A 23,144-nucleotide genomic window follows, 5' to 3' on the forward strand; every position below is an offset into this window, starting at 1 on the left:
TGGAGTGCTTTAAATAGTGAGCTTTGTGCCTTCTTTGTGCCCTTTGTGGTTAAATTTTTTATTTATGAAAAACACACTTTATATTTTCCTACTATCAACTCATATTTTCTTTGCCCAAACCGGTTTCGAAAAAGGGAATTCCTTATATCAAAAAGGCAAATACGACCTAGCCATTGCTGAATATAAAAACGTTCTAACATCAAAAAAGCATTCGGCAGCATTGTATTTTAATCTAGGAAATTGCTACTATAAATTAAACAAAGTAGCTCCAGCAATTTATTATTATGAAAAAGCTTTGGTGCTCAATCCTAATGATACTGAAACAGTAAACAATCTTAAATTTGCTCAAAAATTACAAATTGACGAGATAAAAGTTATCCCAAAAGTGGGCTTTTCAAAACTAATTCAAGACTTTACTTCGGCATTTCACTACAACACTTGGGCATGGATATCGGTGTCATTTTCAACACTATTCCTGTTGTTTTTTATGGGGTATTATTTCTCTCAAACCACAGTTTTAAAACGAACGTTTTTCTTTGGAATGTTTGTAATCCTTTCTCTATTATTGATCAGCGTTTCAGCATCAATTTTTGAAAAAAATCATTACGAAAATGAAAAACCAGCGATTGTTTTTGCAGAAATGGTAATAGTAAAAAGCGAGCCACAAAAATCAAGTTCAACAGTTGTAACAATACACGAAGGAACAAAAGTTTTTATTCTAGAAACCGTTGGGATTTGGAAAAAAATTCAATTGACAGACACAACCGAAGGTTGGATTGAAAGTTCAACAATTAAGGAAGTGAAAGATTAGCGTTTAGTATTCTGGTGCAGTTTTCAGCTTCAAACTTCCATCTCCCAACTTCCTACTTCTTCAAGTCCTCAACCCATTTCTCAATCGAAGGATATATAAAACTAGCCGTTTTTTGAATTGGACGATAAAACAGCGAATTATCTAAAGTTTCTTTTTTTGCAAACGTATTGTTGAAGTTTATCTTTTCGAATAGATTTAAAAATATACTCACAATCAATATGGTTTTCAACATTCTAAAAAAACCACCGCCCAGTTTGTTAATCCAACCTAAATAAGCAAAATCTGCAATTCCAGTCAAAAATTTAGCCAAAAGATGTATTCCAATAACCACTAAAATAAAGGTAATTATAAAAGCCAAAATTTGAATCTTTTTAGGATTCCAATGCACAAAACCAGAAAGTATTTCTTGTGCCACCGCAGAAAATTTTATAGCAATATAAATTCCTAATAGCAATGAAATTAAGGAAGCCAATTCTACAAATAGTCCATTTTTGATTCCTTGATACAAACCATACCCTAGCAATACACCCAAAACAATATCTAAAAAACTCATATAAAAAGAGATAAGAATAAAGAACAAAGATAAAAGAATTATGTTGGTATATTTGCACGAATAATTTTAGTGATAAGATTTAAAAATCTGCAATCTAAAATCTAAAATCTAAAATCTAAAATCTGAATGTCAAGAGATATACAACTCAAAGAACGCTGGGAAAACCTAGTTCAAATACTATCTAACCAGTTTTCACAAGGCGAAGATTTAGACCTTGATGCCATAATTTATTTAATAGGTGTGCAAGAACTCGGCAAAGTGCATCGATCGTTTGCCAAAGACGAGAAACTAAACCTGATGCACATTGCAATTTGTAGATTATTAGAACCTTATGGATTTTACGAATTCGATTTTTTCGATGAAGAAGGTTGGCCACATTACACCGTAAAAGAAGAATTACCGGCACTCAAAGCAGGAGAACAATCCGTTTTGATGAAAGAAGCGATTGTCAATTATTTCCTCGAAAAAGAAGTCATTCAATAGTATTCCGTGACATAAGGCAGGAATCAGCATAAAAACTTCTAACTTCTAACTTCTAACTTCTAACTTTTTCCTAAATTTGCACCTTTACAAAAAGACCGATGATAGACAAGATCAAAGAATATATAGGCGAAGCTCAAGCTTTCACAACACAAAATGCAGCGGAACTCGAAGCCTTTCGTATTAAATTTCTAGGAAGCAAAGGACTTTTAAAAGATTTTTTTGCTGAGTTTAAAAATGTCCCAAACGACCAAAAGGCAGCATTTGGCCAAGTCATCAATTTGTTAAAAACTTCAGCTGAAGAAAAAGTAAAATCCATACAAGAATCTTTGGAAAGTAAAGAAGAAATCAAGGGATTTTATGGTGATTTAACCCGTTCAGCAGAACCCGTAATTATTGGTTCACGCCATCCTATTTCATTGGTTAAAAACCAAATCATCGATATTTTTTCTAACGTAGGTTTCAATGTTTCCGAAGGACCAGAAATCGAAGATGATTGGCATAATTTCACCGCATTAAACTTGCCAGAATACCATCCGGCACGTGACATGCAAGACACTTTCTTTATACAAACCAATCCCGATGTTTTATTGCGAACCCACACTTCATCGGTACAGGTGCGTTATATGGAAAACAACAAACCGCCTATTCGTACCATTTCGCCAGGAAGAGTTTTTCGAAATGAAGCTGTTTCCTCGCGTTCGCATTGTATTTTTCACCAAGTCGAAGGATTGTATATTGACAAAGACGTTTCTTTTGCTGATTTGAAGCAAACACTTTTGTATTTTACCAAAGAAATGTTCGGAAAATCGAAAATTCGACTTCGCCCATCATATTTTCCGTTTACAGAACCAAGCGCCGAAATTGATATTTATTGGGGTTTAAAAACCGAAACCGATTATAGAATTACCAAAGGAACTGGTTGGTTAGAAATTGGTGGTTGTGGAATGGTTGATCCCAATGTTTTGAAAAATTGCAACATCAACCCAGAGGAATATACTGGTTTTGCTTTTGGAATGGGAATCGAAAGAATAGCCATGTTATTGTACCAAATTGGCGATATCCGAATGTTTTATGAAAACGACGTACGTTTCTTGGAACAATTCAAAGCATCAATCTAATTCCCATACTTTATAGATATTTAAGTTCAAAATTTGTGTACTTTGTGCCTACTTTGTGAACTTTGTGGTTAAGTTTTAATTTTATGAAATCAGACATTCAAATCCCAAAAGTAGAAAACGTTTTCCTAGCTGCAGTTCAAGAATGGAGCGACGACTTTATGGAAAAAGTTTGGTTCGCATATTTAATTAACGACAGCGATTTTCTAATAGAAAGCGTAATGATAGTTTCAAAAGCTTTTGGAACAATTGATGGCGAAATGAAAAAAACCTCACTTTTGCGACACGCTTTTGTAGAAGTTCCACCAGTTTCGGTCGTAAAAATCGAAATGCTAGAAAAAAATGTCCTACTCTTGAATAATGAATTCATGGTAACTTACTTTATAGGTTCCACTTTGTTCGATAGAAAATACATTTTTAAGGCAAATTCCATAACACCAGATTATGTAGAAGAAGTTCCAATTTTGTTTGTAGATGGAGTGATTGTAAGATAAAAAGTTGTTAATTTGTTTAATAAAAATCAAATTAATTTATCAAAATTGAACCACACGGTAAAATTTCCATTAAAAAACAACAGTAATGAAACACTATAATTTTTTGAATTCTCCTACAATTGATCAAGTTGGAGTGGATGATAGAATTAGTAGAATTACCGCAAGAAGCATCAAAAAAGAAGCTAAAATGCAAGGGCTAATGATGGCACTTAGCATGATAGATTTGACTACATTAGAAGGTGCTGATACGGAAGAAAAAGTAAAACAACTTTGCTACAAAGCACATCATTTACACGATTCAATGCCAGGTTTACCCTCAACGGCAGCCGTTTGTGTTTACCCCAATTTTGTAAAAACAGCAGTACATGAACTCAAAGGGACAAATGTAAAAGTGGCTTCTGTTGCAACTGCTTTCCCAAGCGGGCAATCTAGTGCAGAAGTAAAATTACTCGATGTAAAAATGGCAGTGGACAATGGTGCTCACGAAGTCGATATGGTAATCAGTCGCGGTAAATTTCACAGTGGCGAATATAATTTTGTTTTTGACGAAATCGCCATGATTAAAGAAGCGTGTGGAAAAAACGTACGACTAAAAGTAATTCTGGAAACAGGCGAATTAGGAGAACTAGACAAAGTGCGTCGTGCCAGTGATATCGCCATGTTTGCCGGAGCAGATTTTATAAAAACATCTACCGGAAAAATAAGTCCTGCAGCAACATTACCCGTTACTTTGGTAATGCTTGAAGCCATCAGAGATTATTATTACGAAACCGGGATCAGGATTGGAATGAAACCTGCGGGCGGAATATCCAATTCAAAACTAGCACTTCAATACCTTTTAATGGTAAAAGAAACATTGGGAGGAAAATGGCTTACCAATGAATATTTTAGATTTGGAGCAAGCAGTTTGGCCAACGATGTTTTGATGCAAGTTGTAAAACAAAAATCAGGTATTTATCAATCAGGGGATTATTTTTCTAAAGTTTAAATCAGATGAAGAAACAACATAATATAGATTTTAGTTCAGATTGGAATTTAGTTCCAGCTCCCGAAAGTACAGCAAATATCAAGTTGAAAGAAACATACAATCTGTTCATAAACGGAAAATTTGTAGCGCCAAAATCTAGGAAGTATTTCGATACGATTAATCCAGCTAACGAAAAAGTACTGGCAAAAGTAGCCGAAGCAAACGAAGAAGATATTGATTTGGCTGTGAAAGCAGCGCGAAAAGCATATACTAGCTCTTGGTCAAAACTTTCAGGTAAAGAACGTGGTAAATATTTGTATCGCATAGCCAGAATTATCCAAGAACGTTCTAGAGAATTTGCAATTGTTGAGACTTTAAACGGCGGAAAAGCCATACGGGAATCACGTGATATTGATGTTCCTTTAGCAGCAGCACATTTTTTCTATTATGCAGGTTGGGCGGATAAATTAGACTACGCTTTCCCCAATAGAAAAACAAAACCACTTGGTGTTGCAGGACAAATTATCCCGTGGAATTTCCCATTGTTAATGGCAGCGTGGAAAATCGCACCCGCTTTAGCCACAGGAAATACAGTTGTAATCAAATCTTCAGAAACCACTCCTTTAACGCTTTATTTATTGGCTGAAGTTATTCAGGAAGCTGGATTACCAGACGGAGTTGTAAACATAGTTTCCGGCGCAGGATTGACAGGTTCGCATATTGTCAACCATCCCGATGTGGATAAAATTGCTTTTACTGGTTCAACTGCTGTTGGGAAAATTATTATGAAAGCCATTTCCGGAACACCTAAAAAAGCGTCCATGGAATTGGGTGGAAAAGCCGCCAACATTATTTTCGAAGACGCGGCTTTAGATCAAGCGGTAGAAGGTATTGTAAACGGAATCTTTTTTAATCAAGGTCACGTTTGTTGTGCTGGATCAAGATTATATGTGCAGGAATCAGTTTATAACAAAGTAGTTCAGAAATTAAAAGACAGGATGCAGGCTTTAACCGTTGGTGATCCAATTGATAAAAACACCGACATTGGAGCGATTAATTCTAAAAAGCAATTAACAACGATTCAGAAATATATTGAAATTGGTTTGGCTGAAGGTGCTGAAATTTACCAACCAGATTGTACCGTTCCAGACAAAGGATTTTGGTGTAAACCAACCTTGTTTACTGGTGTGACGCAATCCAACCGAATTGCACAGGAAGAAATATTTGGACCCGTTTTAGCCATTCAAACCTTTAGAACCATTGATGAGGTCATTGACAAAGCCAATAACTCGCCTTATGGTCTTTCAGCTGGAGTTTGGACTGATAAAGGTTCTAAGATTTTCAATATGACTTCACAACTACGCGCAGGAGTAGTTTGGGCAAATACCTTCAATAAATTTGACCCAGCATCACCTTTTGGAGGTTATAAAGAAAGTGGTTTTGGCAGAGAAGGCGGCGTTCACGGATTGGATCAGTATTTAAAATTTGTTTAAAATTGTAAGTTATGTCTAGAATTGAAGTTTTAAAAACGTATAAAATTTTTATTGGTGGAAAATTCCCAAGAACGGAATCTGGGCGTTTTTATCCATTAATAAACAACAATAAAATAATCGCAAACATGTGTTTATCCTCTGTAAAAGATTTTAGAAATGCAGTAGTTGCTGCTCGTTCTGCACAAGGTTCTTGGGCGAATAAAACCGCATACAACAGAAGCCAGATTTTATATAGAATGGCCGAAGTTTTAGAAGGAAGAAAAGCGCAGTTTGTAAGCGAATTGGAAACACAGGGCATTGCGAAAAGCAAAGCTACAAATGAAGTGGATTTAAGCATCGACCGATTGATTTATTATGCGGGTTGGTGCGACAAATACATGCAAATGCACAGTAGCGTGAATCCGGTTTCAGGAAGTTACTTTAATTTCTCTGTTCCGGAACCAATGGGAGTTGTGGCAGTTTTTGCACCAGAAGACAGCGGATTGTTAGGATTAGTAACGCAAATATGCAGCATTATTTCTGGCGGAAATACCTGTGTAGTTTTAGCTTCAGAGCATTTGCCGTTATGTGCGGTTTCTTTTTCGGAAGTTATTGCTACATCTGATGTGCCCAATGGGGTTGTCAATATTTTAACAGGCAAAATTGCAGAGTTAAGTTCGGTTTTTGCTTCTCATATGAATGTAAATGCGTTGTTGTATTGCGGTGCCGATTCGAATATTATTAAATCCATTCAGGACCTTGCCATCGAGAATATGAAACGTTTTGTTATTCGTGAGAATAGCGATTATATTGATGAAAAACATGATAATTTGCATTATATCTACGATTTTCAAGAAACCAAAACAACCTGGCATCCTATCGAACAAATTGGTGGCGCTGGAAGTGGTTATTAATACATGAAAACCTGTAAAGTAATTACAGGTTTTTTTATGTTTTTCAATTTCTAGTTATAATTTTTTAACTTCTCCTTTGTCGAAATGTTTAGGAAGTGTCTATTTTGTTCGTGGATGGTGTGATTGTGAGGTTGTTTTACGACTCATAAAAACAGTAGCGTTACCATAAAATCCATTACTTATAGAAAATAAAGTATGCTGAACATCGTTACCTTCTCCAAGTTTACTTGTCCAGAAACCATTTAATAACTGTCTTGCGGCATGAGTAGGTAAAGAATTATTATCTGTAAAAATTGCAATTTTTTGAATTCCTATTTCTAATTCACCGTTTTCACATAAACTATAGCGGATTAATTTATATAACTCAATAAAAGAATTTGTTTCTATTGTTCTAGGTATATTTTCTGGCCAATATGCCATGCCAAAAGGATCTGGCCAATACCATCTGGAATCATCTTCAAATGCCCAAGCAATACAATTATAATGTGTTGTTTCCGGACTTGTAATTATGAAGGGTTCGTTTATTGTATTAGGGAAAGCATCAGGGATTATAAGCATCAATAATTGTTTTGTTCTGCCCATTTAATCCAATCTTCTCTCATTTTGCTTATTACGCCGTAATTTTCAGGGTTTACAGGGTTTACACCTGTTATTTTACTTAAAGCATAAAACCAATGGTCATCAGTTTTTTTTAACTCTCTAATTATCCATGGGATAGACTTTCTTCCATAATTTATAATTTCTTTATAAGCTGAATTATTATAAATAGAAGTTGAACTTGAAAGAAATAACGTTTCTGATTTCCATTTATTTTTTAAAATTAAGAAATTTTTATATTGCCTATTTTCAATCCTTTCAGAAACAAGTATGCTATTGCCTTTAAACGCAATGATAGCATTAGAGAAATTACAAGACACAACTTGTGCCTCTCTTGTAATACTTGTGGTTCGAGTTATTTCAGTTTTATATGAATACATCAGTTAAATAATTTTCTTGTATTATCTGTAATAAAATCCTCAAAAATGATGTTTTTTACATCACGTAAATAATTAAAATCATTTATTTCAAAATCATTCTCAACATTCTTAAAAACATCAATATCTAATATAAAAGGAATAATTTTATCAGTTGGCGTTTCCATAGTTTCAGTAATGACAGCTGAATATCTTGAATCTTCACACGGAACCTGTATCTGCATAAAAAAATGATTGTACATTTGAGGAAGGCTTTTAGGTATTGGTGGCATATTTGTCACATAATCTTGAAAGTTATTTATAGGTAATGGAATGTCTATTTTATTTATATATTTTAAAGCAATTCGATTAACTTTTGTAGGTTTCAATATTGATACATATATATTCCATAATTCAACAGCCTCATTAAAAAATTCATTCCAATTTGAATATGGAGATAAAAAATTTAATGAAAAACCGTCATTTCTATACTGAACTTGTTTTTGACTATTTTTATTTGAAAAAATAACCCCTTTAAATTCCGATTTAGTATCATTTGAAATAGACCCGCTTTCTTGTAAATCAATACTACTTGAAAAATTAAAAACCTTTCTTTTGTTTGGATACTTTTCCTTAATTAATAAATGTATTTCATCAAGACTAACTTGAGAAATTTCATTAATGTTAAAAACTTGAATATCAAAAACAGCTTCTTTTATTGGAGCATTCGTGTATTTCATAATTCAAATATATAAAATAAATTGCTATTTGTTTATGAGAATTTATAAATTATCTAATCCAAAACCTCCGTTAGTTTTTTAAACACGGCTTTCGCTTCTTTTCCTTCATATAAAATGCTATAAACCGCATCGATGATAGGTGTTTTTGCGCCATAAACCAAGTTGAGATTATAAGCGCTTTTTACAGCATAATAGCCTTCGGCAACCATACTCATTTCCATTTGAGCCGATTTTACAGTATACCCTTTGCCAATCATGTTACCAAACATTCTATTTCTAGAAAACACAGAATAGCCAGTAACTAATAAATCACCTAAATAAGCAGAATCGTTAATATTACGTTTCATTTTATGCACTTTCTTGATAAATTTTTTCATTTCACGAATAGAATTACTCATCAACACCGATTGAAAGTTATCACCATAACCCAAACCGTGTGCAATTCCGGCTGCAATTGCATAAATGTTTTTGAGCATTGCTGCATATTCTGTACCAATGATATCATCAGAAATTTTTGTTTTGATAAAATCTCCAGACAAACATTGGGCAACAATTTTAGCTTTTTTTGCATCGCCACAGGCAATTGTAAGATAGGATAATCGTTCCAGCGCTACTTCTTCGGCGTGGCAAGGTCCAGTAATTACGCCAATATTTTCAAACGGAATATCATAGGTTTTGTTAAAATGTTCTCCAACAATTAGACTCGTTTCTGGAACAATCCCTTTTATCGCAGAAAAAATGACTTTATCACTCAAAGACACCGTTAATTTTTTGAGTTCATTGCTTAAAAAAGCCGATGGTATAGCAAAAATGATGTAATCAGCATAAGCTACTGCTTCATTTATATCATGGGTTAGTTTAAGTTTTGAAATATCAAATTCAACCGAACTTAAATAATTTGGATTGTGACGATGTGTTTTCAGATGTTGTATTGCATCTTCATTTCGCATATACCAAGCAATTTCAGGCAGATTAACACATAGCATTTTAGCTATTGCAGTTGCCCAACTTCCACCGCCAATTACTGCAAATTTTAGATTTTCTGTCATATTTTTTGATTTAACCAATAGTAATTAAAAATGTATTTCTTAACATAAATAAATTATTTTGAAAGTAAGCAGTCCTTTTTATTTTAGAACAAGTGAATGTAATTTAGATATAAATAAAACTTTTATACTAATCTACACAATATTTAAATTAGAATTCCGTTGTTAAATAATATAAATTTATAGTATGCAATTTGAATTAGTTAGTTTTGTTTTAGTATTTTGAAAAAGGCGTTCTAAAGGTAGTACCAGAGCGCCTTTTTATTTTTTATAAATATTTCCATACTCTATATATTCCCATACTTTCTGAGGTAAAAGTGGCTGAACATTTTTCTTATTTTTTATATTTTCTCGTATAAATGTAGATGATATTTCTATTACAGGAGCATTTATAATGTGTATTCTTACTCCTTTATCTAGGTATTTATTATACAATTCATTTGACGTTGAATTTACAGCGGCTTTTAAAATTGCATCTTTAGTTTGGTCTTTCACCTCTAATCTTGGATAAACATAAATCGAATAACTTTGTAAAATCACTTCAAAATTTTTCCACTTGTGTAATGATTTCAAATTATCTTCCCCCATAATTAACGAAAACTCATGTTGCGGAAATTTTTCTTGCAAATGAGCTAATGTATTTACAGTATAATTAGGCTGGGGTAATTTAAATTCAATATCCGAAGGTTTAATTTTTGGATAATCCTCTGTGGCCAAAAACACCATTTCGTAACGTTTATAATCGTTCAGTAAATTATCTTTATTTTTTAAGGGATTGTGTGGCGTAACAACCATCCAAATTTGTTCTAAATCAGAATGCTCTGCAAAATGGTTTGCAATTATCAAATGCCCAACATGAATGGGATTGAATGTTCCGAAATACAAGCCTATTTTCATTAATTTAATTGTAAGATTTAAAAATTTAAGTCACTTTTCGTAATTTTTCAAGTATTAAATTTTTCGATTTAGGTGTTTATAAACTCTTTTACCAACTGATATGCGTCTTCTTTAGCAATGTCTAAATCGTAATTCTTAATAATTTTATCAAATTGTGGCGCTGTTGCAAGTTCCACAGATGCTTTTGCAATTCGCATATTGATTTTATCATCACTTTCTGTGGAGCGTTTTTTTAATCTAATTTTTAGCTCGTCAATACTTGGTGGTTTTACAAAAACTGCTAGAGTTTCGTCCGGAAATTTATGCTTTATACGCAATCCGCCCGCAACATCAATATCAAAAATAACGTTTTTTCCCATTGCCCAAATGCGTTCTATTTCACTTTTTAAAGTGCCATAAAAATTATCACGATAGACTTCTTCCCATTCTAAAAAATCTTCGGCTTTGATGTGTTTTTTAAATTCTTGGGTTGAAATAAAATAGTAATCTTTACCATTAACTTCCTCACCTCTTGGTTCGCGTGAAGCTGCCGAAATCGAAAACTCCAGATTCAATTCTTGAATACCTAATAAATGTCTGACTATGGTTGTTTTTCCTGAACCTGATGGTGCCGAAAACACTATTAATTTTCCTTTTTTCATTGATATTTTTTTTGGTAGAGACGCGATTAATCGCGTCTTTACAATCGTGTCTTTACAATCGTGTCTTTACAATCGCGTCTTTACAATCGCGTCTTTACAATGGCGTCTTTACAACTAGTAATTGTAATTACAACACGTTCAAAACCTGTTCCTTTATTTTTTCTAATTCGTCTTTCATCATCACAACCAATTTTTGCATTTGGGCATGATTCGATTTCGAACCCATAGTATTAATTTCGCGACCCATTTCTTGAGTGATAAAACCTAGTTTTCTACCATTGGCTTCGGTTCCTTTGATGGTTTCCAAGAAATAATCTAGGTGATTTGTTAAACGAACTTTTTCTTCGGTGATGTCTAGTTTTTCTAGGTAATAAATTAATTCTTGCTCAAAACGATTTTCGTCAACGTTGACTTTTAACTCTGAAATCGCGGTTTGCAAACGGTCTTTTATGGCTTTAACACGTTCTGGATCAAGCACCAATGCGTCGTTCATGTATTGGCGAATATTACTTATGCGCAACTGAAATTCTTTTTCTAATGACAATCCTTCATCACGACGAAAATTCAAAATATTTTGCAAAGCTTCCTCGATTACGGTTTGAATTTGAATCCAGTCATTTTCGTCGATTTCATCACGCTCAATTTTCATGGTGTCGGGCATTCTTATTGCCATTTTCATCAGTTCGGTTTCGTCAGCATCAGCGTAAACTTCGCGAAGCTGATTGATATATCCTTTTACAATTGGAACATTAACTCTAGTCGAAGTTTGCTCAGCGGTACTTTCGATAAAAACGGAAAAATCAACTTTTCCGCGTTCCAGTTTCAAAGCAATTTGATTGCGTAAACCCAATTCCATTTCACGATAAAGCGATGGCATGCGCACGCTTAAATCCAAACCTTTGCTATTCAGGGATTTTACTTCAACTGTAATTTTTTTGGTTGGTAATTGCAAAGTGGCTTTACCAAAACCAGTCATTGATTGTATCATAAATTTATTCTAAAAGTTCTCAAAGATAAGGAAAAAGTGGTCAGTGTTCAGTCCCGAGGCTACGGGATTAGTATTCAGCCTGAAATATTACAAACCATTGAAAACTTTCATCACTTGTAGCATGTTTTGCTGGCTGTTGCCAATGAAAATCTTGTTGTCAATAATAAAAACGGGACGACTCAAGAACGTGTAATGTTCCATAATGTGTTTTTTGAAATCTTCTTCGGTCAGGGATTTGTTTTTTAAATCCATCGTTTTGTAAAGTTGTGCTTTTTTGCTAAAAAGTGCTTCGTAACTTCCTGAAAGGCGGTGCATTTCTTCTAATTCTTCAATTGAAATTGGGTTTTGTTTGATGTCATGAAAAACTAAATCATTATTTTTTGGCAAACCTTTTATAATTTTTCGACACGTATCACAGGAAGCGAGATAATATATTTTGTTCATAGTCTGAAGAATTTCTTTGTGCAAAGAAAATTCATTTGACTTTGAAAATGTTTATTTTTATCAAAAATTTATTTAGGCATATCCTTTTTAAAATTTAGGAAGTAAGTTTAAAATTGTATTTATTTATTTTTTGAAGGACATATAAAGTAGAATTAAACTTAAATTTACAAAAAATTATTCTAAAATGAAATTCAATACAAAAACCATACACGGAGGACAGCATCATGATCCGTCAACTGGAGCCGTAATGCCACCAGTTTATCAAACATCAACTTTTGTTCAAACCAGTCCTGGAAAACCATTAAATCCTGATTACGAATATTCTCGCGCCGCAAATCCAACAAGGACAGCGCTTGAAAATGCATTGGCAAGCATAGAAAACGGAACTCGCGGACTGGCTTTTTCGTCAGGATTAGCCGCAACAGATTGTTTGTTGCGTTCCTTCAAAGCAGGAGACGAAATTATCGCTATGGACGATTTGTATGGCGGAACGTACAGAATGTTTACGCGTATTTATAAAGACAGTGGAATAAAATTTCACTTTGTAGATATGAATGATATAGAAAAATTTAAATCGCATATCAATGAAAACACAAAACTGGTTTGGGTTGAAACACCCACAAATCCTTTGATGAAACTGGCAGACATTCAAGAAATTGCCAAAATCACTAAGGAAAACAAAATCTTTTTTGCCGTAGATAATACTTTTGCAACACCTTATTTACAAAAACCATTGGATTTAGGCGCAGATATTGTGATGCATTCCGCAACTAAATATCTTGGCGGACATTCTGATGTTATTGCGGGCGCATTGATTGTAAAAGATGAAGAGTTGGGAAATCAATTGCATTTTCAACAATTTGCCACAGGCGCAACACTGGGACCAATGGATAGTTTTTTGGTTTTGCGAGGAATAAAAACATTGCATTTAAGAGTACAAAGACATTGCGAAAATGGTGTAAAAGTGGTAGAATTTTTAGTAAATCACCCAAAAATCAAAACCGTTTACTATCCAGGATTACCAAGTCATCCGTATCACGAAATTGCCAAAAAGCAAATGAGCGATTTTGGCGGAATGGTTTCTTTTACCTTCGTTTCAGAAAAAAAAGAAGATTCAGTACAATTTCTAGAAAAATTAAAAGTCTTCACTTTGGCGGAATCGCTTGGTGGAGTTGAATCACTAGCAAACCATCCAGCATTAATGACACACGCTTCAATTCCAGAAGACAAACGTAAAGAAATAGGAATTACTGATGACATGGTTCGATTGAGTGTAGGAATCGAAGATATTGATGATTTAATCGAAGATTTGAAACAAGCATTAGGATAAGCTGATTTTGCATAAAAAAACGGTGTTCTAAAATTTTTAGAACACCGTTTTTTATTTTTTATATCCTTGTGTTTGGCTATTGTAAATAATAGATGTAGCCTACATTGAACCAAACCAACCAATCGTTAGCTTTGTTTTCTTTAAAAAAAGTTGGGTTGGGGTTTAAGCCATCGACCCAGTTTGAAAAATAATACTGAAATCTTAAATCTACCATTAAATCTTGCAATGGACTTAATTTGTAACGTGTCCCAACACTAGTTACAACGGACCAAACCGAATTGCTTTCAGTCGAAAAACCAAATGGACGATCGTCAGTAGGTACTAAATATTTGGGGAAAGTGGTCAGAGGAGTTCCTAATTTACCTAGGGTTGATGAAGCTTCTGCATTGTAATAACTGAACTGTCCGCCAAGACTTATAAACGGTCCCCAACTTTCAATTCTTGAGGTAAAATCACGAATGCTCCATGGAAAATATTCTAATTGCATACCTATATTAGTAACTGCAGTACTTCCAGTCATCGCACGCAACTGCTGTTTTCCAAGTGAATTATTGCCCTCAACCCATCGCCCAAAATGTTCTAGTTTTGTTTTATTATAAGACAACTCACTTCGTAATTTAAAGTGATCATTAAAATAGGTCTCAGGAGTGTAACAATTACATTCGGCTTTGTAAGAAAAGTTTAAATAATGAATTAAACCTATGCCATAACCTGTATTCCCAGCATTTGTGCTCAAATCATACCTTTCGCCATAGTCGGATTGAAAGGCAACAGGTCCAGCAATAACGCCAATTTCATGAGAAAAACCAAACTGGGCTATAGCCACATTTGAGAATCCAAAAAACAGTAAACAGAATAAAATAATAGACTTTGGGACCATTTGTACTAAATTACTTTCTACAAATATATAAAAACATCAATCATAACGGAGATTATATAAATAAAATATATTGATTACTTAATTTATCTGTTGATAACATTGATTTTAATAAAAAACGTTTCAGCATCTATAAAAAGAACATAAAATTTATAAGAAATTTAAAATTAATTACTAAATATTATGATAAAATGTATATTTGTACCCACTAACGAAAACGTTTTCTTAAACGTTAATAATCTAATTATCATGTCACAAAGTATTACGAATTTTATCGAATTGGTTGCCAAAAAAAATCCAAACGAGCCGGAATTTATGCAAGCTGTTTTAGAAGTTGCTGAAACCGTAATTCCTTTTATCGAAGAAAATAAAAAATACCAAAACAAAATGCTTTTGGAACGAATGGTCGAGTCAGATCGTATCATTATGTTTCGTGTAGTTTGGATAGATGATAAAGGAGAAACTCAAGTGAATCGAGGATATCGAATTCAAATGAATTCAGCAATTGGACCATACAAAGGCGGAATTCGTTTTCATCCTTCGGTAAATTTGAGTATTTTAAAGTTTCTTGCATTTGAACAAACTTTTAAAAATAGTTTAACAACATTGCCAATGGGCGGTGGAAAAGGAGGTGCGGATTTTGAACCAAAAGGGAAATCAGATAATGAAGTAATGCGTTTTTGCCAGGCATTTATGACAGAACTTTCAAAACATATAGGTTCAAATACAGACGTTCCAGCAGGAGATATAGGAGTTGGAGGAAGAGAAGTAGGCTACATGTTTGGGCAATATAAAAGATTAAGAAACGAGTTTACCGGTGTATTAACAGGTAAAGGAATCTCTTTTGGCGGTTCACTAATTCGTCCAGAAGCTACAGGATACGGCGATGTGTATTTTGCACAAAGCATGTTAGCTACAAAAGGAGATAGCTTTACAGGAAAAACAGTAGTGATTTCAGGATCAGGAAATGTGGCACAATATGCAGCCGAAAAAGCTACTCAATTAGGAGGAAAAGTAGTAACAATGTCAGATTCTGCTGGATATATTTATGATGCCGATGGAATTGACAGTGTAAAATTAGCACATGTTATGGAAATTAAAAATGAACTTCGTGGGAGAATTTCTGATTATTTGACAAAATATCCAAACGCAAAATATATAGCTGGAAAACGTCCTTGGGAAGTAAAATGTGATATTGCATTACCCTGTGCTACTCAAAACGAATTGAACGCAGACGAAGCTAATATGCTTGTTGCTAATGGATGTATTTGTGTTTCCGAAGGAGCAAACATGCCTACAACACCAGATGCAGTTCATGTTTTTCAAAAAGCTAAAATATTATTCGCTCCAGGAAAAGCATCAAATGCTGGTGGAGTTGCCACTTCAGGTCTAGAAATGTCTCAAAACTCATTGCGTTTGAGCTGGTCGTCTGAAGAAGTTGACGAAAGATTAAAAGGAATTATGCTAGCCATTCACGCTTCATGTGTAAAATACGGAACGGATTCAAACGGATATGTAGACTACGTAAAAGGAGCTAACATTGCAGGTTTTGTAAAAGTTGCCGATGCTATGCTTGCGCAAGGCGTAGTATAAATCTAATTTATTATTTTAAATACCTTCTTCCTATCGAGACTTCGAGATTGGAAGAAGGTTTTTTTTATAACAAAATTCTAATACTTTCGTTTGTATTATATTTGTGAACAAAATCAGGAATAGATTAATGAAAAAGCAGGTTTTTTACATAGGGTTTCTCTTATTCATACAAATAGCTTTTGCACAAAATAATTTATTGTGGCAAGGCTATTTTTCTTATAATGAAATAAAAGACTTGTCGCAATCAGAAACCTCCGTTTTTGCGGCAGCAGAAAACGCTTTGTTTACCATAAATACGAACACAAATCTCCTTAAAACCACCAATACTATCGATGGGCTTTCAGGACAAACAATAACTTCTTTGTATTATAGCAAAACCTTTAATAAAACTATTGTAGGTTATGAAAATGGCTTAATGATTGTAATAAACGAAGCCGATGGCAGCATGTTAAACATTGTAGATATTATCAATAAACAATTGCCCTCAAGCATTAAAAGGGTCAATCATTTTATGGAATACAAAGGGATTGTGTATGTTTCTTGTGATTTTGGAATTGTACAATTCAACTTAGCAACCATGTTGTTTGGCGATACTTATTTTATAGGAACTAACGGAGCAGAATTACGCGTTGCTCAAACAGCAGTTTTCAACGGATTTATTTATGCGGCAACTGTAGACGGAATACGAAGAGCCGACAGTACCAATAAAAATTTAATTGACTTTAACCAGTGGTCACAAGTCATTGCAGGAAGTTGGTCTAGCATTGAAACTTTTGACACCGCACTTTTTGCAATAAATTCTGCAGGATACATCCATAAATATAATGAAGCTTCAAATTCCTTTCCGGGTTATTTAGCACTTTCTCAAGCCACTATGGATATGAGAGCAACCGCTAATTATTTAATTATAACTACACCAAACAGCGTTTTTGTTTACAATAAACAAATGGCATTAATTCGTCAAATAAACAATAGTCAAATACCAGAAACCAACATAAGGTTTACTTGTGCCACAGAAATTTCCGAAACACTTTACCTAGGAACTTCCGAAAACGGAATCTATTCAACCGAAATAACGAATGGTGTAACTTTTGAAAACACAACCCCAAACGGACCTTCTAGGAATAAAATATTTGCTTTGCAAGCCACTTCAACTGTCCTTTGGACGGTTTATGGCGGTTATTCAGTAAACTATAATCCTTATTCTTACACGCCATCAAATCAGTTAAACACCTATGGTATAAGTAAATATAGCGAAACAGGCTGGTTAAATTTACCCTACGAAAAAGTTTTAGGAGCAAAAGCCATTTCAAGAATAATTGTAAATCCTAATAACGAAAGTGAGGTTTATGCAAGCTCTTTTTTTTCGGGATTATTAAAAATTGAAGAAGATGTTCCCACATTTTTATACAACCAAACCAATAGCGGTTTAGAAACATTAACTTTTGCAGGGCCAAATTATTTTGATGTTAGAATAAATGGAACAGCATTCGACAAATCTGGTAATCTTTGGGTTACAAACAGTAGAATAAAAAACGGATTAAAGGTTTTAAAACCAGGCAATCAATGGCAAAGTTTTTCGCTTGAAAACATACTAGTTAAAGCCGAAGACAACAGTTTTGGAAGAATAGCAATAGATAAAAACGGAACAAAATGGTTAAGCACTTATAGAGATGGCGTAATAGGTTTTAACGAAAGTAGTAATAAATTTAAAAAAATAGGAACAGGAGACGATACCGGAAATTTACCATTCATAGACGTGAGAGCTGTTGCCGTAGATAACAGAAATCAATTATGGATAGGAACCACAAAAGGATTGCGGGTTTTGCCAAATGTAGGCAGTTTCCTTACCGATGATCAATTAAAAACCAATCCAATAATTATTTTAGAGGATGACCTTGCGCAAGAACTGTTATACGAACAGTTTATTACAGACATAGTTGTTGATGGTGCAAATAACAAATGGATTGGCACAGCAGACTCTGGTATTTTTTTTGTATCACCAAACGGGCAAGAAACAAAATATCATTTCACGACAACAAACTCCCCATTACCCAGTAACGAAATAAATGACATTGACATCAACAGTACAACCGGAGAAGTTTTTATAGCCACCCAAAAAGGATTAGTTTCGTTCAAAGGTACAGCCACAAAGGCAAATGATGATTTAAGCAATGTTTATGTCTACCCAAATCCAGTTCGACCAGAATATAATGGCACAGTTAAAATTGCGGGACTACTCAATAAAGCAACAATTAAAATTACCGATATCGAAGGAAATCTTGTTCACGAAACCACTTCCGAAGGAGGAACAATAGAATGGGACACCAGCGCTTTTGGAAAATATAAAGTCGCATCAGGAGTGTATATGATTTTCATATCGGCTGAAGACGGAATTGAAACCAAAGTCAAAAAAGTAATGATTATAAGGTAAAATCAGATTTCAGTTTCTGAAAATATAACCCCAGCGTCAGCGAACTGGCGTGGCAAATCTAATATCTAAAATTGCAAGTCAAAACCAAAGCCATCGTTATTTCGTCCCTCAAATACCAGGAGAAAAGTTTGATTGTCAAATGCTTTACACTCTCACACGGTTTGAAATCGTATTTCGTCCGCGATGCTTTTTCGTCCCGAAAATCCTCCCGAAGCCTCGGGACAAAAAATGCTTATTTCCAGCCGCTGACCATTCTCGAAATCGAAGCCGTTCACAAAAACAAAGGAACACTTGAGAATTTCAAAGAGATTAAAATTGCCACGCCATTTCATTCCATTCATTCGGATATTTATAAAAGTACCATTGCAATGTTTCTTTCCGAAATTTTGCACCATTCTATTCACGAAGAAGAGAAAAACGAGTCACTTTTTACCTTTCTAGAAACCGCATTACATTGGCTCGACAATCACGACCAAACCGCTAATTTTCATCTAATTTTAATGCTCGAAATTACAAAATACCTTGGTTTTTACCCAGATGTATCGGATATTGACATGCCTTTTTTCGGAATGATTGAAGGCGTTTTCACACCTTTTCACGGCATTAATTCACTTACCGAACACGAAACCAATCTTTTCAAAAAACTCATTAATTTAAAATTCGATAACGACCAGAAAATTTTTCACGTTATCGAGCGTCAAATCGTCTTGAAAATCCTCATAGATTACTACGCATTTCATCTGGATGGTTTCAGAAAACCAAAATCTTTGGAGGTTTTGGCAGCTGTTTTTTCTTAGAATCTAACCACAAAGCACACTAAGTTTTTGCTCAAAGTACACAAAGCTTTGTAAGCATTGTGATTTTTCTTTGTGAACTTTGTGGTTAAATTTTCTGCACAATCGCAAAAACTCATAACTCATAACTCATAACTCATAACTATTTATTACTTTCGCACCACGATTTAAGAAAAGGATAAAATGAGCATAAAATTTACTGAATACAAAGGACTTAACTTGCCCGAAGTTGCATCTGAAGTACTTGATTTTTGGAAAAAAGAAAACATATTTGAGAAGAGTGTAACCACTCGCGAAGGCAACCCGCCGTTCGTTTTTTTTGAAGGTCCGCCATCCGCAAATGGTTTGCCAGGAATTCATCACGTTATGGCACGTGCGATTAAAGATATTTTTTGCAGATATAAAACCCAAAAGGGCTTTCAAGTAAAACGAAAAGCAGGTTGGGATACACACGGATTACCAATAGAATTAGGCACCGAAAAAGAATTAGGTATAACTAAAGAAGATATTGGCAAAACCATATCAGTCGAAGAATACAACGAAGCTTGCAAAAAAACCGTTATGCGTTACACCGATGTGTGGAACGATTTAACCCAAAAAATGGGCTATTGGGTTGATATGGAAGATCCATACATCACCTACAAATCCAAGTATATGGAATCGGTTTGGTGGATTTTGAAACAAATCTATAATAAGGATTTGATGTACAAAGGCTATACCATTCAGCCGTATTCGCCAAAAGCAGGAACCGGATTATCGTCTCACGAAGTGAACCAACCCGGAAGTTACCGTGATGTATCGGATACAACTGTTGTGGCACAATTCAAAGCATTAAACGAAACTTTACCTAGTTTTCTTCAAGGTTTTGGACCTATTCATATTTTGGCTTGGACGACGACGCCGTGGACTTTGCCCTCAAACACCGCGTTGACTGTTGGTCCAAAAATTGACTATGTTTTAGTTAAAACTTTTAATCAGTATACTTTTTTACCTTCGAATGTGATTTTGGCTAAAAATCTAGTTGGAAAACAATTTTCGAAAGGATTTTTTGCATCAACCGAGCCAACTGATTTTGAAAACTTTAAAGAAGACAATAAATCAATTCCATACCAAATTATTGCCGAATGTAAAGGAGTTGATTTAGTTGGAATTCGTTACGAACAATTATTACCTTTTTCGTTGCCTTTCGAAAATTCAGAACATGCTTTCCGAGTAATTTTAGGAGATTTTGTAACCACCGATGACGGAACAGGAATTGTACACACGGCTCCAACATTTGGAGCTGATGATGCTAAAGTTGCCAAAGAAGCTGTACCAGAAGTCCCGCCAATGTTAGTTCTTGACGAAAACGCAAATCCAGTTCCATTAGTCAATTTACAAGGAAAATTCATCGATGGTTTAGGAAGTTATTCTGGAAAATACGTTAAAAACGAATATTACAACGAAGGCGAAGTTCCAGAACGCTCAATTGATGTTGAAATCGCTATTCAGTTAAAAGAAGAAAATAAAGCTTTTAAAGTAGAGAAATACGTGCACAGTTACCCACATTGCTGGAGAACCGACACGCCAATTTTATACTATCCGCTAGATTCGTGGTTCATCAAAATCACGGAAGTGAGAGATAGAATGTTTGACCTCAACGAAACCATCAACTGGAAACCAAAAGCAACGGGCGAAGGACGATTTGGAAATTGGTTAAAAAACGCCAACGACTGGAATTTATCACGTTCCCGTTTTTGGGGAATTCCATTGCCTATTTGGAGAACCGAACCTGGTTCCGAAGGTTCGGAAGAAGAAATTCTAATTGGTTCTGTCGAAGAATTATACAACGAAATAGAAAAATCTATCGCAGCAGGTTTCCAATCCACTAATCCTTTCAAAGGTTTCGAAATCGGAAATATGTCTGAAGCCAATTATGACTTAATTGATTTGCACAAAAATGTAGTCGATGAAATCACCTTGGTTTCTGCTACTGGAAAACCAATGAAACGCGAAGCTGATTTGATTGATGTTTGGTTTGATTCTGGCGCAATGCCTTATGCACAATGGCATTACCCATTTGAAAACAAAGACAAGATTGACGAAAACAAAGATTTCCCTGCGGATTTTATTGCCGAAGGCGTCGATCAAACTCGGGGTTGGTTTTATACTTTGCACGCTATTGGAACATTAGTTTTTGACAAAGTAGCATTTAAAAATGTAGTTTCAAACGGTTTAGTTTTGGATAAAAATGGACAAAAAATGTCAAAACGTTTAGGAAATGCAGCCGATCCATTTGAAACATTAAATGAATATGGTCCAGACGCCACACGTTGGTATATGATTTCGAATGCGAATCCTTGGGACAACTTGAAATTCGATTTAGAGGGAATTGCTGAGGTAAGACGCAAATTCTTTGGAACACTATACAACACGTATTCGTTCTTTAGTTTGTATGCTAATATCGATAAATTCATTTATTCCGAAGCGGAAATTCCGTTGAACGAAAGACCCGAAATTGATCAATGGATTATTTCGGAATTGAACACATTAGTAAAAGTTGTTGATGAAGCGTATGCAGATTATGAGCCTACAAAAGCCGCTCGTGCGATATCAGAATTTGTTCAAGAAAACTTAAGCAACTGGTACGTTCGTTTGTGTCGCCGTCGTTTCTGGAAAGGCGAATATGCGCAAGATAAAATCGCTGCCTATCAAACTTTATACACCTGTTTGTTAACCATAAGTAAACTCGGTGCGCCAATTGCTCCTTTCTTTATGGACAAGCTTTACAGAGACTTAACGCAAACAACACATACCGAAGAATTTGACTCTGTACATTTGGCAAAATTTCCAATTTCGGTTGAAAACTATGTTAATAAATCGTTAGAGAGCAAAATGCTGAAAGCACAGATTGTTTCTTCACTGGTATTATCACTTCGAAAGAAAGAAATGATTAAGGTACGACAACCACTGCAAAAGGTAATGATTCCGGTACTTGAAGAGGGTTTTAGAGCCGAAATTGAAGCTGTTTCTGATCTTATAAAAGCCGAAGTTAACGTCAAAGAAATTGTGCTTTTGGATGATGCTTCGGGTGTTTTAGTAAAGCAAATTAAGCCTAATTTTAAAGCACTTGGACCACGTTTTGGAAAAGATATGAGTTTGATTGCCAAAGAGATACAAAATTTTTCTGCGGAGCAAATCAATCAATTAGACAAGCAAGGAAGTTTAGTTCTTGTTATTGCTGGAAATAGTATAATTTTATCTCAAGAAGATGTAGAAATTTCTTCTCAAGATATTGAAGGTTGGCTTGTTGCTAATTCAAACGGAATAACGGTTGCGCTAGACATCACAATTTCAGAGGAATTGAAAGAAGAAGGAATTGCAAGGGAATTAGTGAACCGAATTCAGAATATAAGAAAAGATTCTGGTTTTGAAGTTACTGATAAAATTAAAGTACATTTGCAAAAAAATGCTGCATTAGAAAAAGCAGTAAAAGCAAATGAAGCCTATATTAAATCTGAAACGCTCTCACGGGAACTCGTTTTTGAAGAAAAAATAGAAGAAGGTACAGAAATAGAATTCGACGAAATAAAAACAAAAATAGTAATTACAAAATAAT

At 34.5% G+C, this 23,144-nt stretch carries 22 protein-coding genes; 12 read left to right on the forward strand and 10 right to left on the reverse strand.

What is annotated here, in order from left to right; genetic code table 11:
* Positions 1-64 precede the first annotated feature (64 nt).
* Positions 65-811 carry a tetratricopeptide repeat protein gene (locus tag RMO53_RS05355; protein ID WP_310378731.1) on the forward strand — a complete coding sequence of 249 codons (747 nt, stop codon included), beginning with the start codon at positions 65-67 and terminating at the stop codon, positions 809-811.
* Positions 812-863: 52 nt separating this feature from the next.
* Here RMO53_RS05355 and RMO53_RS05360 read toward each other — a convergent pair whose 3' ends face one another.
* Positions 864-1,364, reverse strand: coding sequence for a CvpA family protein (locus tag RMO53_RS05360; protein WP_310378733.1), 501 nt, complete (start codon positions 1,362-1,364; stop codon positions 864-866).
* Positions 1,365-1,490: 126 nt separating this feature from the next.
* Between RMO53_RS05360 and RMO53_RS05365 the strand changes: the two genes are divergently transcribed.
* The 6 genes from RMO53_RS05365 to RMO53_RS05390 all read left to right on the forward strand — a co-directional run bounded on the left by RMO53_RS05365 (position 1,491) and on the right by RMO53_RS05390 (position 6,809).
* On the forward strand, positions 1,491-1,847 hold the full coding sequence (locus RMO53_RS05365) for a hypothetical protein (protein ID WP_310378735.1): 357 nt from the start codon (positions 1,491-1,493) through the stop codon (positions 1,845-1,847).
* A 98-nt stretch (positions 1,848-1,945) separates the two neighbouring features.
* The gene (pheS, locus tag RMO53_RS05370) at positions 1,946-2,965 is read left to right on the forward strand and encodes a phenylalanine--tRNA ligase subunit alpha (protein WP_310378737.1); all 1,020 of its coding nucleotides are present in this window, start codon (positions 1,946-1,948) and stop codon (positions 2,963-2,965) included.
* Positions 2,966-3,048: 83 nt separating this feature from the next.
* Positions 3,049-3,456 carry a hypothetical protein gene (locus RMO53_RS05375; RefSeq protein ID WP_310378738.1) on the forward strand — a complete coding sequence of 136 codons (408 nt, stop codon included), beginning with the start codon at positions 3,049-3,051 and terminating at the stop codon, positions 3,454-3,456.
* An 85-nt stretch (positions 3,457-3,541) separates the two neighbouring features.
* A complete protein-coding gene (gene deoC, locus RMO53_RS05380) occupies positions 3,542-4,444 on the forward strand; it encodes a deoxyribose-phosphate aldolase (RefSeq protein WP_310378739.1) in 903 nt (300 codons plus the stop codon).
* A gap of 5 nt (positions 4,445-4,449) precedes the next feature.
* Positions 4,450-5,916, forward strand: a complete 1,467-nt coding sequence (locus RMO53_RS05385) for an aldehyde dehydrogenase family protein (protein WP_310378741.1) — start codon at positions 4,450-4,452, stop codon at positions 5,914-5,916.
* An 11-nt stretch (positions 5,917-5,927) separates the two neighbouring features.
* Positions 5,928-6,809, forward strand: a complete 882-nt coding sequence (locus RMO53_RS05390; RefSeq protein ID WP_310378742.1) for an aldehyde dehydrogenase family protein — start codon at positions 5,928-5,930, stop codon at positions 6,807-6,809.
* Positions 6,810-6,908: 99 nt separating this feature from the next.
* Here the strand turns inward: RMO53_RS05390 and RMO53_RS05395 are convergent, their stop codons facing one another.
* The 8 genes from RMO53_RS05395 to RMO53_RS05430 form a co-directional block, all read right to left on the reverse strand.
* Entirely contained in the window at positions 6,909-7,367 is a 459-nt protein-coding gene (locus tag RMO53_RS05395; protein ID WP_310378744.1) for a hypothetical protein, read from the reverse strand.
* The gene (locus RMO53_RS05400) at positions 7,367-7,786 is read right to left on the reverse strand and encodes a hypothetical protein (RefSeq protein WP_310378746.1); all 420 of its coding nucleotides are present in this window, start codon (positions 7,784-7,786) and stop codon (positions 7,367-7,369) included. Before RMO53_RS05400 ends, RMO53_RS05395 begins: the two co-directional genes overlap by 1 nt.
* Positions 7,786-8,502 carry a TIGR04255 family protein gene (locus RMO53_RS05405; RefSeq protein WP_310378749.1) on the reverse strand — a complete coding sequence of 239 codons (717 nt, stop codon included), beginning with the start codon at positions 8,500-8,502 and terminating at the stop codon, positions 7,786-7,788. Before RMO53_RS05405 ends, RMO53_RS05400 begins: the two co-directional genes overlap by 1 nt.
* 53 nt (positions 8,503-8,555) lie before the next feature.
* Positions 8,556-9,551 carry an NAD(P)H-dependent glycerol-3-phosphate dehydrogenase gene (locus RMO53_RS05410; RefSeq protein WP_310378751.1) on the reverse strand — a complete coding sequence of 332 codons (996 nt, stop codon included), beginning with the start codon at positions 9,549-9,551 and terminating at the stop codon, positions 8,556-8,558.
* 258 nt (positions 9,552-9,809) lie between these two features.
* On the reverse strand, positions 9,810-10,445 hold the full coding sequence (gene nadD, locus RMO53_RS05415; protein WP_310378753.1) for a nicotinate (nicotinamide) nucleotide adenylyltransferase: 636 nt from the start codon (positions 10,443-10,445) through the stop codon (positions 9,810-9,812).
* A 68-nt stretch (positions 10,446-10,513) separates the two neighbouring features.
* A complete protein-coding gene (gene gmk, locus RMO53_RS05420; protein ID WP_310378755.1) occupies positions 10,514-11,086 on the reverse strand; it encodes a guanylate kinase in 573 nt (190 codons plus the stop codon).
* A gap of 127 nt (positions 11,087-11,213) precedes the next feature.
* Positions 11,214-12,074, reverse strand: coding sequence for a YicC/YloC family endoribonuclease (locus tag RMO53_RS05425; RefSeq protein WP_310378757.1), 861 nt, complete (start codon positions 12,072-12,074; stop codon positions 11,214-11,216).
* An 87-nt stretch (positions 12,075-12,161) separates the two neighbouring features.
* Entirely contained in the window at positions 12,162-12,518 is a 357-nt protein-coding gene (locus RMO53_RS05430) for an ArsC/Spx/MgsR family protein (protein ID WP_310378759.1), read from the reverse strand.
* 151 nt (positions 12,519-12,669) lie between these two features.
* Here RMO53_RS05430 and RMO53_RS05435 point away from each other — a divergent pair, with 151 nt between their 5' ends.
* Positions 12,670-13,848, forward strand: a complete 1,179-nt coding sequence (locus RMO53_RS05435; protein WP_310378799.1) for a cystathionine gamma-synthase — start codon at positions 12,670-12,672, stop codon at positions 13,846-13,848.
* Between the two features lie 76 nt (positions 13,849-13,924).
* Here the strand turns inward: RMO53_RS05435 and RMO53_RS05440 are convergent, their stop codons facing one another.
* Positions 13,925-14,728 carry a THC0290_0291 family protein gene (locus tag RMO53_RS05440; protein WP_310378761.1) on the reverse strand — a complete coding sequence of 268 codons (804 nt, stop codon included), beginning with the start codon at positions 14,726-14,728 and terminating at the stop codon, positions 13,925-13,927.
* A gap of 246 nt (positions 14,729-14,974) precedes the next feature.
* Between RMO53_RS05440 and gdhA the strand changes: the two genes are divergently transcribed.
* The 4 genes from gdhA to ileS all read left to right on the forward strand — a co-directional run bounded on the left by gdhA (position 14,975) and on the right by ileS (position 23,143).
* Positions 14,975-16,318, forward strand: a complete 1,344-nt coding sequence (gdhA, locus tag RMO53_RS05445) for an NADP-specific glutamate dehydrogenase (protein WP_310378763.1) — start codon at positions 14,975-14,977, stop codon at positions 16,316-16,318.
* A 127-nt stretch (positions 16,319-16,445) separates the two neighbouring features.
* Positions 16,446-18,752, forward strand: coding sequence for a T9SS type A sorting domain-containing protein (locus RMO53_RS05450; RefSeq protein WP_310378764.1), 2,307 nt, complete (start codon positions 16,446-16,448; stop codon positions 18,750-18,752).
* 71 nt (positions 18,753-18,823) lie between these two features.
* Entirely contained in the window at positions 18,824-19,549 is a 726-nt protein-coding gene (gene recO / locus RMO53_RS05455; RefSeq protein ID WP_310378766.1) for a DNA repair protein RecO, read from the forward strand.
* Positions 19,550-19,729: 180 nt separating this feature from the next.
* Positions 19,730-23,143: an isoleucine--tRNA ligase gene (gene ileS / locus RMO53_RS05460; protein WP_310378768.1), complete on the forward strand. Its 3,414-nt coding sequence runs from the start codon at positions 19,730-19,732 to the stop codon at positions 23,141-23,143.
* Position 23,144 lies beyond the last annotated feature (1 nt).

Origin of the sequence: Flavobacterium sp. (assembly GCF_031409475.1) — a bacterium.
In the GTDB taxonomy this organism is placed as follows: domain Bacteria; phylum Bacteroidota; class Bacteroidia; order Flavobacteriales; family Flavobacteriaceae; genus Flavobacterium.

Excerpts from the sequence above, each read along its gene's own strand:
- RMO53_RS05365 (WP_310378735.1), top strand. The coding sequence starts at position 1,491 with ATGTCAAGAGATATACAACTCAAAGAACGCTGGGAAAACCTAGTTCAA.
- RMO53_RS05425 (WP_310378757.1), bottom strand. The coding sequence starts at position 12,074 with ATGATACAATCAATGACTGGTTTTGGTAAAGCCACTTTGCAATTACCA.
- RMO53_RS05450 (WP_310378764.1), top strand. The coding sequence starts at position 16,446 with ATGAAAAAGCAGGTTTTTTACATAGGGTTTCTCTTATTCATACAAATA.
- RMO53_RS05355 (WP_310378731.1), top strand. The coding sequence starts at position 65 with ATGAAAAACACACTTTATATTTTCCTACTATCAACTCATATTTTCTTT.
- RMO53_RS05440 (WP_310378761.1), bottom strand. The coding sequence starts at position 14,728 with ATGGTCCCAAAGTCTATTATTTTATTCTGTTTACTGTTTTTTGGATTC.
- RMO53_RS05360 (WP_310378733.1), bottom strand. The coding sequence starts at position 1,364 with ATGAGTTTTTTAGATATTGTTTTGGGTGTATTGCTAGGGTATGGTTTG.
- RMO53_RS05375 (WP_310378738.1), top strand. The coding sequence starts at position 3,049 with ATGAAATCAGACATTCAAATCCCAAAAGTAGAAAACGTTTTCCTAGCT.
- RMO53_RS05390 (WP_310378742.1), top strand. The coding sequence starts at position 5,928 with ATGTCTAGAATTGAAGTTTTAAAAACGTATAAAATTTTTATTGGTGGA.
- RMO53_RS05400 (WP_310378746.1), bottom strand. The coding sequence starts at position 7,786 with ATGTATTCATATAAAACTGAAATAACTCGAACCACAAGTATTACAAGA.
- gmk (WP_310378755.1), bottom strand. The coding sequence starts at position 11,086 with ATGAAAAAAGGAAAATTAATAGTGTTTTCGGCACCATCAGGTTCAGGA.
- nadD (WP_310378753.1), bottom strand. The coding sequence starts at position 10,445 with ATGAAAATAGGCTTGTATTTCGGAACATTCAATCCCATTCATGTTGGG.
- RMO53_RS05410 (WP_310378751.1), bottom strand. The coding sequence starts at position 9,551 with ATGACAGAAAATCTAAAATTTGCAGTAATTGGCGGTGGAAGTTGGGCA.
- ileS (WP_310378768.1), top strand. The coding sequence starts at position 19,730 with ATGAGCATAAAATTTACTGAATACAAAGGACTTAACTTGCCCGAAGTT.
- pheS (WP_310378737.1), top strand. The coding sequence starts at position 1,946 with ATGATAGACAAGATCAAAGAATATATAGGCGAAGCTCAAGCTTTCACA.
- RMO53_RS05395 (WP_310378744.1), bottom strand. The coding sequence starts at position 7,367 with ATGCTTATAATCCCTGATGCTTTCCCTAATACAATAAACGAACCCTTC.
- RMO53_RS05405 (WP_310378749.1), bottom strand. The coding sequence starts at position 8,502 with ATGAAATACACGAATGCTCCAATAAAAGAAGCTGTTTTTGATATTCAA.
- RMO53_RS05430 (WP_310378759.1), bottom strand. The coding sequence starts at position 12,518 with ATGAACAAAATATATTATCTCGCTTCCTGTGATACGTGTCGAAAAATT.
- gdhA (WP_310378763.1), top strand. The coding sequence starts at position 14,975 with ATGTCACAAAGTATTACGAATTTTATCGAATTGGTTGCCAAAAAAAAT.
- deoC (WP_310378739.1), top strand. The coding sequence starts at position 3,542 with ATGAAACACTATAATTTTTTGAATTCTCCTACAATTGATCAAGTTGGA.
- RMO53_RS05385 (WP_310378741.1), top strand. The coding sequence starts at position 4,450 with ATGAAGAAACAACATAATATAGATTTTAGTTCAGATTGGAATTTAGTT.